General features: G+C 67.9%; 8 protein-coding genes. 2 read left to right on the forward strand and 6 right to left on the reverse strand.

The features are described 5' to 3' along the window. The 6 genes from VFE05_05665 to VFE05_05690 form a co-directional block, all read right to left on the reverse strand. Positions 1-778, reverse strand: a 778-nt coding sequence (locus VFE05_05665; protein ID HET6229549.1) for a hypothetical protein, incomplete at its 3' end; no start/stop codon positions are given. Beyond that, entirely contained in the window at positions 775-3,303 is a 2,529-nt protein-coding gene (locus VFE05_05670) for a hypothetical protein (protein HET6229550.1), read from the reverse strand. The genes VFE05_05670 and VFE05_05665, both read right to left, overlap by 4 nt. Before the next feature lie 6 nt (positions 3,304-3,309). Then, positions 3,310-3,624, reverse strand: a complete 315-nt coding sequence (locus VFE05_05675) for a VirB3 family type IV secretion system protein (protein ID HET6229551.1) — start codon at positions 3,622-3,624, stop codon at positions 3,310-3,312. Beyond that, positions 3,624-3,965 carry a hypothetical protein gene (locus VFE05_05680; protein ID HET6229552.1) on the reverse strand — a complete coding sequence of 114 codons (342 nt, stop codon included), beginning with the start codon at positions 3,963-3,965 and terminating at the stop codon, positions 3,624-3,626. Before VFE05_05680 ends, VFE05_05675 begins: the two co-directional genes overlap by 1 nt. Next, on the reverse strand, positions 3,959-4,882 hold the full coding sequence (locus VFE05_05685; protein ID HET6229553.1) for an ATPase, T2SS/T4P/T4SS family: 924 nt from the start codon (positions 4,880-4,882) through the stop codon (positions 3,959-3,961). The genes VFE05_05680 and VFE05_05685 overlap by 7 nt, the downstream gene beginning before the upstream one ends. Before the next feature lie 662 nt (positions 4,883-5,544). Continuing rightward, the gene (locus tag VFE05_05690) at positions 5,545-6,750 is read right to left on the reverse strand and encodes a hypothetical protein (protein HET6229554.1); all 1,206 of its coding nucleotides are present in this window, start codon (positions 6,748-6,750) and stop codon (positions 5,545-5,547) included. A gap of 480 nt (positions 6,751-7,230) precedes the next feature. Between VFE05_05690 and VFE05_05695 the strand changes: the two genes are divergently transcribed. After that, positions 7,231-7,932 (forward strand): sigma-70 family RNA polymerase sigma factor, encoded by a 702-nt coding sequence (locus VFE05_05695; GenBank protein ID HET6229555.1) that lies wholly within the window; start codon positions 7,231-7,233, stop codon positions 7,930-7,932. Positions 7,933-8,175: 243 nt separating this feature from the next. Continuing rightward, entirely contained in the window at positions 8,176-9,918 is a 1,743-nt protein-coding gene (locus VFE05_05700) for a hypothetical protein (GenBank protein ID HET6229556.1), read from the forward strand. Positions 9,919-11,039 lie beyond the last annotated feature (1,121 nt).

Raw genomic sequence — 11,039 nt, forward strand, 5'->3', positions numbered from 1 at the left:
GGGCGGCCAGGTTCTCGCCGTAGTCGCCGACCACCGCCTGCTCCCACGCGCGCCAGCGACCGTCCGCCTGCGTGCCGCGCACCTCCTCCTCCATCTGCCGCTGCGCCTCGCGGGCGTTCGCGGTGGCGAGCTGCTGCGACAGGGACAGCAGCGTGTGCTGGGTGAGGAGGTCCTGCTCCGCCTGGAACGCCTGGACGGCGGCCTGGGCCTGCTGGAGCTGCCGCTCGGTCGTCGCCCCCACCACGCCCTGCCGGAGCTGCTGGAGCGTCTGGCTCGCGAGGTCGATCTGCGTCCCCTGCGCCTGCGCGCTCATCACGGCGGCGAAGGCCAGGTCCCGGATCCCGTTCATCTGGTCCGCGTGGGCGAGCGGCAGTCCGTCGGCCACCCGGGGGACGCGGGGGAACTGGCGCCGGAAGATCTCGGCGAGCTGCGGGTTGGCGTACCCGAGCGCGATCCCGTCCCCCATGGTGCGGCGGACGTGGCGGAGCACCCCGCCGAAGTCGCTCAGGCGCAAACGGCTCCAGCCGCGCGCGTCGTCCCGGAGCTGGCGCGCCTGGTCGTAGGCGTACTCGATCTGCCGGATCTGCCCGCGCGCCTGCTGAACGAGCTGCCTGTACCTCGCCACCGCGGACACGTAGTTGACGGGGTCGTACACGATGTCCGGGACGCCGGGAATCAGCCCCGCGCTCGCCTCGCGCGTGTCGGCCAGCACGAGGACCAGGCTCGCGCCGAGGGTCGCGACCCATCGCGTCCCCGCATGCCGCAGCAACCGTCTCATCTCCCACCTCCGTTGTAGGCGTTGTCCATCCACTCCGCGGCCTCCGCCGCGGCGCCTTCCCTGAACCACTCGGCCACCCATCGGGGGCCGTGAACCCTCTCCAGCTCGGCCGCCCGGGCGAGGGTGCCTTCGACCCCCAGCGCGTCGCGCGGGAAGTAGAGCGCCCGGGTCGCCGGTCCGAGCGCGAGCTCGAACCGCCGCGCACCCGCGGGACTTCGGAAGTAGTAGTGCCGCTTGGGCGCCGACTCGGCGATCAGCCGGATCTCCTGCTCGTTGAGGCCGGCGGCGGAGTAGACCGCCCGGTCCCTGGGGCTCGCCGCCTCGCTGTTCGGCAGGAAGAACCGCGTCGGACAGCTGCCGAGGATCGTGGCGCACCCGGGAAGCTCGGCGAGCTGGTGCAGGTCCTGGAACGCGAGCAGGAGGGCCACGTTCTTCTTGCGCAGCGTGACGGCGTATTCGCGGAACTTCCTCTCCATGAGCGGATGCCCCAGCGAGCTCTTCGCCTCGTCGGCGATCAGGTAGGTCGGCCGGCCGGTGCACCGGCGCTCCAGCCGGTGCAGGACGAGGAGGAGGACGGGCAGCGCGATGATGTCGCTCAGGTCCATCAGCTCCTCGGTTTCGTAGACCACGAAGTGGCCCTCCGAGAGCACGTCGCGGTCGCCGTCCAGGAGCCCGCCGTAGGGCCCGGTGAGCGTGTAGGCCTCCAGCGCCTGGCCCATCTCCCGGTCCGCGGCGCTCACCTGGGTGACCAGCTCCGTCAGGGTGCGGTGGCGCGGCAGGTCGGCCGCGAGGAGCCCGAGCACCCGGTTCAGCGTCTCCCGCCGTGTGGGGCTGACGTCCACGTTCTGCAGCCGCAGCAGGATCTCCAGCCACTCGCCCGCCCAGGCCCGCTCCGCAGGCTCGTCCACCCTCGCCAGGGGCTGGAGCCCCGTCCCCGCCGCGCCGCCGATCCCCAGGTTCACGTGGTCCCCGCCCGCGGCGCGGCAGAGGAGCTCGAAGCTCCGCCCGCGGTCGAGCACGAAGACCTGCGCTCCTGAATACCGGAACGCCTGGGCCGCGACGTGCTCCAGGAGGGTGCTCTTCCCCGCCCCGGTCGGCCCGATCACGACGGCGTGGCCGACGTCGCCCGCGTGCAGGCAGACCCGGAACGGGGTCGAGCCGTTCGTGTCTCCCCAGAAGAGCGGCGGCGCGCCGCGGGGATAGAACTGGCACGGGTTCCGGGCCGGTCCGGACCACGCCGACGCGAGCGGGAGGATCGCCGCGATGTTCTCGGTGGACAGGAGCGGCCGCTGCACGTTCGGCTCGCCGTGCCCGGGCAGGGTGCCCAGGAACGCCTCCAGGGCGTGGATGGTCTCCGCCTGCGCCGTGAACCCCTGGTCCCGGAGCACCCGGATCATCGCCCGCACGTCGCGCTGCGCTTCCTCCTCGGTGGGCCGGTGGAGCACCACGTACGAGTTGAACTCGCAGAGGCGCACCTGGTTGCCGGAGTTGAGGGCGATCGCCTCCGAGACCCCGCGGGCCAGCTCGCGCGCGTGGTCGTCCTCCTGCATGCGGTCCCACTCCGGGTTCCCCGGATCGTCCTTCCCGCGGACCATCTGCGCCGCGAACGACTGCGCGCCGTGGCGCTTCTGGTAGAAGTCCTTCTGCGCCTGCCGCAGCCGCGGCTCCGCCTTCTCGGGCGAGAGGGGCCGGATGCGACAGCTCCAGCGGTAGTCCATCGGCTGCTCGGTCAGCTCCCGCAGGATCGTGGGGTGGACGGAGGCCGGGTACCCCTGCAGGCCCACGACGCGCACCTCGGTCTCGCCGAGCCGCGGCGCGAAGTCGCCCACCAGGGGCTCGTGGCCGAGGATCGCGTCCAGCCCCGCCCCGTGGTAGGGGACCAGCACCTTCTGCCGGCGGCCGGTCAGGGCACGGTACAGGTGCGCCAGCAACTCCTCCGAACCGAGCCGCTCGAGCAGGAGCACGCCTTCGAGCCGGTCCCCGAGGTCGGTGAGCGCGCGCCGGTACCGCTCCCACTCCCCCGCCCAGTCCGTCCGCCTCCCCTCGCCGGTCGCGAACACCGTGGCCAGCCGGCTCGGCGCGTCTGCCGGCGGGCGGTAGGCGGCCGTCACGTAGCACTCCGTCTCCCAGCGGCCCCCTCCGGTCTCGTACTGGCGGCGGCGCTCCTCGTCGAGCGCGGCCAGCACCGCCCCCGGGAAGGCTCCGGCGGGCGCATACCCGATCGCCGGGCAGCGGTACAGGTCGACGTGGAAGACCCAGTCGTCCGTGAACGGAGCGAACGCTTCGGCCACGCGGGCGGCGATGCGGTTCAGCTCGCCGGCGGCCGCCGCGGTGGGGTCGGGGCCGCGGTACTTCCAGCCGGCCAGGAACGAGCCGTCCTTCTGCATCACCACGCCCGCGAAGGGCATCCGGCTCCAGGCCAGCAGCCGCGCGGCGCCGGGGAACGGCTTCGGGGGGCGCGACACCCGGGTGAGGAAGCGGTCTCCCAGCGCGCCCGCGGCGAGCGCCAGCAGCGGAATGAGCATCGCGGCCTACGGAAGCGCGCGGTACGACCGGAGCGCCGGGGCGGCGAGCATGTCCCGGTTGCTGTAGAGCACCGGCCGGCGGAGATAGCCCACGAACATCTCCACCGCCCACGGGTTGTCGCGCGACTTCCACGCGACCAGCGGGTGCACGAGGACGAAGACCAGCACGGTGAGCACGAGGCTCGACCAGTGCATCGGCGCTCCCATCCAGGCGCAGACGACGACCGCCAGCTCGACCGAGAGCCACCATCGCGGCACGCCGAAGAAGAGAGGCGGCCTGAGCAGCGCCTGGACGACCCGTGTCTCGCGCAGCTCGTCCATCACAGGACCGCCGCGCCGATGCCCAGGAACGATCCCGACGTCAGAACGAACCCGGCCACGCCGAAGCAGGCGATGGGAAGGCCCAGCTTCTTCATCAGCCCCTCGTGCCCGCCCGAGATGCCGAACATGATGATCCCGCCCACGATGGCGAGCATCGAGAGCAGCGGCACGGCACCGAGCGCCATCTGGTAGAGCTGGTCCAGGAAGGCGAGGTGCTGCCTCGCCTGCGAGGTGCGGAGCGAGCTCGCGAACGCCGAGGCGGGCATCGCCGCGGCGGAGACCACCAGGACTGCGAGCACCATCCCCGCGCGGCGGAGCCGCGCCTTGCCTGTCGTCAGCATACGTCCCTCCGGTTGGCCCCCAGCTGAGGGCGTCGAATCTGAAAGCGGCCCCGGCGATCGAGGCCGTCCAGGAGCGCGAGGTCAACCACGCGGCCGCCGTGGTCCCCGCGCGCCAGCACCACCACCACGTCCACGGCTGCCGCGACCAGCGCGGCGTACGACCCGCGGCGCCCGTCCAGCATGAGCAGGTTCATCCTCATGAGCGCCCCTTCCACGCTGCCAGCGTGCATCGACGCCGCCCCGCCGGTGTGGCCCGAGGTCCAGAGGTCCGCGCAGTAGTAGGCGGCGCGGTCCCGGAACTCCCCGCATACGATCCGGTCCGGCGAGAGGCGCATCGCCTCCCGCGCGATGACCGGCCCCATCGGCTCCCCGGGCAGGGTCCGGTAGAGCACCGCGTCGGCGGAGGTGCATCGGATCTCTGGGGTGTCCTCCACCACCAGCAGCCGGTCCGCCGGCCAGCGCTGGCTGATCGCCGCGATCAGCCCGCCCAGGAAGGTCGTCTTGCCGGAGCGGGTCGCCCCCGCGACGAGGACGTTCCGCCGCGCGTCCACCGAGTCCAGCAGCAGGTCGTACTCGGCGAACCCCAGGGCGCCGCGCTCCAGGTAGCTCTCCAGCGGGCAGACCTCCGGGTTGTGCTTCCGCAGGTTGAAGCCGGGTCCCGGTGCGCGGGGCGGGATGTATCCCTGGATGCGCGCGCCGTGGAACCGCTCGTCCGGCATCGCGCCCTGCAGGGCCGGGGTCTCCGCCGTCAGCGTCTCCTTCCGGTACGCTGCGATCCCGGCCAGGAAGCGCAGCACCGCCATCTCCTCCAGCACCAGCCCCGTCGCGACCCGCCCGGTCCCCGCGCGGTCCGCCCACACCCGCCCGTCGGAGTTGACGTAAAGCTCCCGAACGTCCGGATCGTCCCACACCGCCATTACGGGCTCGCCGAGGATCCGCTGCGCCCGAACGCTAGCGGAGTTGTCCAGATCTTGGCGAAGCGGGTCGCGGATCACAGAGGCTCCGGTTGTAAGCGGCGAGTCGGTACACGCCTCGTGATACCCTGCGCATTGCTGACGGGGACGGTCCGATTCTGGGGCATCACAGCTTCAGCTACGTAACTCAGCCGAGGAGGCACAACTGTTCGCAGGTGCACCTGGCGACGCGTAGTCGGAAACTGTGTAGCCGTTCCTAGGAGGTGATTCGCTTCAACACATTCCTGATCGCAGTCCATGCAACTACGTCGGGAAACGTTCGTCTGCGGGTGGTCAGGCGGTCCAAAGGACAGTATGCTAATAGGCGGCGCACCCGAACGGGTGCGCCGCCTAACCTTTACATCCAGCGGGGGCCAATGCGGAAATTCGGACTGATCGCCCTTCTCACACTTTGCTGCGCCCTAATGGCGTGCAGCCAATCTCTCCCCTCGGCGCCTGACACATCAAACCCGATTAGACATCTGGACAACCTCCCTGCAGATACCGCCTCCATTGGCCGGATCGGAGGAATGATGGGGGGCGGAGGGTGATACAAGAACCCGCTAACGAGTTCGGCCACCCCCTGTAGGTGCTACTGCGGTGGGCCGGGCGGCCACGAGTTCGCGTCACCTGTGTACGAGTGCCCTGCGAAGCTCTAGCGCAAACGTATTCGCTGCCGCCTCGGTTTCCCGGCCTCTCCGCTCCGCGGGCACGACCAAACGCCGTACGCCCCGCAGACTCCGAAGCGACCCCAATATGGCCTCTGCTTGCGCGCGCTCGGGCTCCTGTTTCCTGCGCGTCGCAACCGTGGATGCCTCCGTGGCACATAGAATTCCCTTCTGAACGTCTCCAATCGACGCGGCACCGTGCGCGAGGTTGACCCAAGCCTCCGTAACCGCGGAGGTCTCACCCACACTGTTGGTTAATTCGATTGCGAGAGGTAGTGCAGCATTCCACGCACCATTGAATCCATGGAGGTCCCCATCGCCGCCCGCAGCGCGAGCGACGTTAGAGAGCGCAAGCAGACGTTCATCGGGCTTAGAGAATTGATTGGCCAAGGCTTCAAACACAGTCATGGCCTGGGAGAACAGGCCTCGCATCATCCAGAAGAACGCAACATCGTGCGCAAGCGCGGGCAACCGAGGGTGGTTGGAGCCGTATGCATTGAATGTTTCGCGTCCGAGCCGCGTCGCCTTCGCGTAATCGTCCTGCGTTACAGCCACCGTAAACAAGTTGTGAAGGGCCATACCCTTCACCTGCCACACTCCGTGGCGTCGAGCGGAATATAAGGCGCGTTTAAAGTGGCGCTCAGCGGAGTCCCAATCCCCCTGCTGCGCCGCAATGTGGCCGACTCCGATGAAAGCTAGGCCATGGTGCTTCCAGTCACACGAAGCCAAAGCCAATTCTGCGCAACGGCGATACCACGCATCTGCCCACGAGCTTTCGCATTGGTTCCGCAGAAGACCGGCAACGCGGTACGCACGGCCGGCATCCGCTGGAGTCGCGGCCGCGGTTGCTATCGCGAATGCCAGCGAGATATTGCGATGGCCACGTTGCGCCGCGACCTCTTGCAACATGGTGCAAGCGTCTGCCACCGCCTCATTTCCAACGCCACTCATCGGATCCAGAACTTCGGCCAATGTGAGAAGGGGGACCCGTTCCTCCGCCTTTTCACCAACTACGGCCGAGATCTGTTCATACCTTCGGGCCTTTGCTGCACCGTCAAATAGCAACCCACGGTTCGCGTACGGGGTTCCCGCCCACAATAAAACGTTCCGAAATGCCTGCCACAGTAAGAGTCCATAATCGTCGGGAGCATCGTCGAGGATCATCGCGCCCTCGATCCGATTCCCAACCGTAACGATCGGTGGGAGGGAGCCCAGCCGGGTAGTTTTCTGCTCGCCTGATCCGCTTCCACGCATCATGGTTTCCGTTGCCGTGACAGACGTTCCTCTCTCACAAGGATACGGCTCGTTTTCGGCCGCAGCTAGAGCATCTCACAAGTCCAGCGCAAACTCGGCGGGAAATATGTGAAACCGCAAATTCGCTGGCGGAACGATTCACCATCCGAATCCGGCGCTTTTCGTTTCCCGACAGCTGTACTGGGATTCTACCGCGGTGTGCTCCGGGCAGATGGTGGTCCTGAGGAATCAAAACAACGTTTTACGACTGATTTGCAAGGAATGCATGTCCGCCCCTTCGGGGCCGCGACGTTATCCGATATCATTCTCTTGCCTACCCGTCCGCCGTTCTAGAGGTGGATGCCTCGGCCCCACACGGAGAGGGCCTGCGGAGTTGGAACCTTGCAGCTGATGGTCGCAGCCCCGCCGTGCCCTAACAACCTCCGTCCGACGGCTCTGACGATCAACATGACGGTGCTACGGTCGACCTCCACCCTGTGCGACGAATTGACGGCGTGCGACTACGCCGCGCTATCGGACGAAGAACTCTGGACCCGGTTTGCAAGAGCGAATTGCGAACTGAGTCTCAGGGCGCTCCACAAGCGGTACTTCGATCCTCTGCACGCCTGGATACGCAGGTGCGGCGTCCGGGACGACGCGCGTATCGCAGATCTCTTCCAGGACGTGTGGATCCGGCTGATCAACCACCGGCACGACTTCAACCCCGCGATGCGGTGGGGCACGTGGGCCTTCCACGTCGCCCGGAACATCGCTCGGAACGAGGGCCGGCGGCTTGGACGCCAGCGGGTGGCCTCCGAAGCCGACTTCCGGCTGAAGGACGACGAGACGGCGCAGGTCCGCAGCGCGGTCTCGACGAGCCTGCCCGAAGAGATGATGCGGGAGCGCGAGCTGGACGCGCGGCTGAAGAGCGTCCTGGACGCTCTGCCGCCGGAGCAGTGCACGATCTTCCGGCTTCGCTACCTGGAGGGACGTTCCAACGAGGAGGTCGCTCAGATACTCGACATCGAGCTGAGCGCGCTGAAGGCGAGAGCCAAGCGCGTGCGCCTGAAGGTGCTCGGGGAGATGGGAGACCTTCTGGAGGAGAGCGGCTGACCAGCGCGCCCCCGCCGGCCGGGCACACGGCCGGCCGACGAGGCGAGCGCGCCTCGGCCGCCCACGAGAGAACGGACTGACGCACCGAACCACCACATCCACCGAGCGCCAGCGGACGGGTCCATGAAACACAGCTGCACAGCGGTCGTCGGTTCAGCAGTCGTCGTCGGAATCGCACTCGCGTGCTCGGAGAGTCCGACGGACGCGAAGCCGCAGCCGGGAACGCCGGTCATCTCCACGAGCGTGCTTACGGCGGGAGCCGAGGGCGTGCTTTCCGGCGAGCACCTGGACGAGCTGATGGCCACGATCACCGTCGACGGGGTGTCCGTCGCCCCGACCGTCCGGACGGCCCGGGAGATCCGCTTCGCGATGCCGCCGGGCCGGCCCTGCGAGGTCGATGGACGTCCGGTGAGCGTCCAGGCGGGCCCGCTCTCGCACGAGGGGCACCTCGCCGTGCCGGGCGTGCTCAGGCTGGAGGTCGGCGAGAGCCGCGTGCTCGCCCGCGACGCGATGGAGCGGATGTGCCTGCAGCTCCCGGCGGGCCCTGAGCGGTACGTCCTCACCGCCCTGAACCCCGGCCTCGACCCGGCACCGGCGGCAGAGCCCCTGTTCACCGTGCGGGCGTGGACGGGCGCAGGCGGGGGCGCCGCCCCGGCCGTGGCCACGGAACTGAGCGCAAGCCGCAGGGGCGCGCAGATGGCCGAAGTCGCACGCGTCCCCCGTCTCGCCGCGGCGACGGCGCCGCTCGCGTATGCGGAGAACCCGGTTCCGTTCGATCCGAGGTACGCGAGCGCCGCTCCCGGGGACACCCTCCCCTGGATCGACTGGTGGGGCCCATTGTATCCGAACTGCGCCGGGGGGCGGGACCGTATCCCGACCATCCGCATCGTGGTCGCTGGCGTGTCTGCCTCCGGCCGCACGGTGATCGCCTTCGACGCGCGGTCGCCCCAGGCGCAGACGTGGACAAGCCCGGCCGTACGGGCTCGGCTCACCCGTGCGGCGGACATCGCGGACCGGTGGGTTCTGCCCGCCGTCCGCGAGGCGATGGACCGCGGGTACCAGCCGCTGAAGGGCGCCGCGGGGAGGTGGTACCACGTGTTCCGGACGGACGTGGCGGGCTGGAGCGTCGACAACAACGATGCCCCGCAGACCGCATGCGCGTACTCGTCTGAGGTAGCGTCGACCGTCGGCCCGGACGCCCCCCCGCAGACTGACGCGCAGGCGGAGTACCTGGCGGCGCTCATGATCCACGAGTACGCGCACCATGCCGAGATGGTCTACCGCATCCGGCGGTGGGGTGCGGCGACTCCGCCGGCGCGAATCAGCGTGGGATGGAACGCGATCGGAGAGGCTTGGGCGCAGACGGTACAGGAAACCGCGGCGCGGCTGGCGAGCAACCAGCCGACCGGTGCCCGGTACGGGCCCATCGAAGCGGCGAACAGCGGCGTGCCGTACCCTGATTTCTACCTGAACGGGCACGGCGAGGGAGCCGGACAGAGCCTCTGGGGGGTGACGCCGGGCGCACGCGGCGGCTACTACGACGAGGGCACGCGGTTCCTAATGTTCCTGCGGGAGCGGTGGGGAGACGCACCCATCGGCAGCGCCGGCAACCGCTTGTTCGAGCACGCGCAGGAGCTGCCGCGGTACGACGTCCCCTCGCTCGCGGCGCTGGCCGGCATGTCCGCCACCGACGCCCTCGACCAGTGGAGCCTCGCCGATGCCACGGACGACCTGGTGGAGCCGTCCGCCGCCGCGGCCCACCGGCTGCCGCAGCTCGCCACGTGGGCGCCGCAGGACGCGGAGCCGCTGCCGTCCCTGACCGTTTCGCGCAGCACGAACACGGCCCGCGCACTGAGCGCGGGCCGGGGCAACTACGCGGCGGTCTATGTGCTCGCGGACGGGGGTAACTCGGGGAAGGGCGTATCCCTCACCTTCGACGGGTTCGGCTCCGCTCCGTTCGTCGCGCGGCTCACGAGGCTCCGGTAGCTTTCTCACCGTCCATGCGCTGTTGATACACCGCGGGGGAAATCACCCCACGCACATTTGAACCGAATCGTACGAAGGATGCCACGCGTGCTCTGGTACCATCCTTGTCGTAGATACCAGGTAGGCACGCTGCACAACTATTGCGAATACGCCATCGAGACTGACAACGGCTCTTGCGAAGCAACAAGGACCGCCTGTTGATTTCGCGAGCTAGGATGGTAAGTCTGAGAGCACCCGCCTTGGTAAGCGCAGGTACTCTCGTACCAGAAGAATGTATATGTCCCCGGTACGAGGTCTGGAAGTCGCTTAGCCTCCCGATTGGCAAGGTAGAGCGTGTTCGTATACCCGCCCGGTCCGGTGATGTCGACACGCACCGTTACAGAGTCGTTCAACCCTGTCGTGCTCAACAGCATGTACCCCGTCTTGGGCTCATACGTCGTGCTGGCGTCGGTTGTTTTTCCGCCGGTTACAACGGCCGCTTGCTCGCGGACGACCGGTCCGTAGGAGATCCAGCCGCAACCCCCTTGATAGAAGCATACCGCATTAGACCACGTCAGCGAGTACGTACCGGAGAGGAGACCGTTGATAAGCTGGGGGGCATTGCGCGCTACAATACTTTCCCGGGTAAATCCGTTCGGCCCCGACACGGAGACTTTCGCATAGAAAGAATCAGACAACGCTGTCACGTTTAGCCGCAACGCACCAGGAGTACCAACCGGCAGCACTGCCAGACGCACACGCACAGTTCGCGGGCTGTTGGCAACACCAGGGTTCGTGGAACGAAGTTGCACCGTTGCACCGTAGCTTCCCTGCTGAAGTTGACCGGCGCTTACGGTAAAAGTGATGTTTGTTGGGGTCGAGGATCCCGCAAGTGTCGCAGTCAGCCAATTTGTTGAGGCAGAATCATATGAGATCGGGCTGAGAGCCAAATTGCTCAGCGTCCCCCCGCCGACATTAGTCACCTGAACGTTCTTGTCCGCCGGAGCGGTACCTCCTGATACAGCAGAAAAAGTGACTATTGTATCCGAGACGCCAATTGTGGGAGGCGCGGGGCTCGTCGTTTCGGTGAACTGAACGGCCGACACGGTAGACCCACTCACAGTCGCCTGCACGATTGACTG

It is taken from the genome of Longimicrobiaceae bacterium (assembly GCA_035696245.1).
In the GTDB taxonomy this organism is placed as follows: Bacteria; Gemmatimonadota; Gemmatimonadetes; order Longimicrobiales; family Longimicrobiaceae; genus DASRQW01.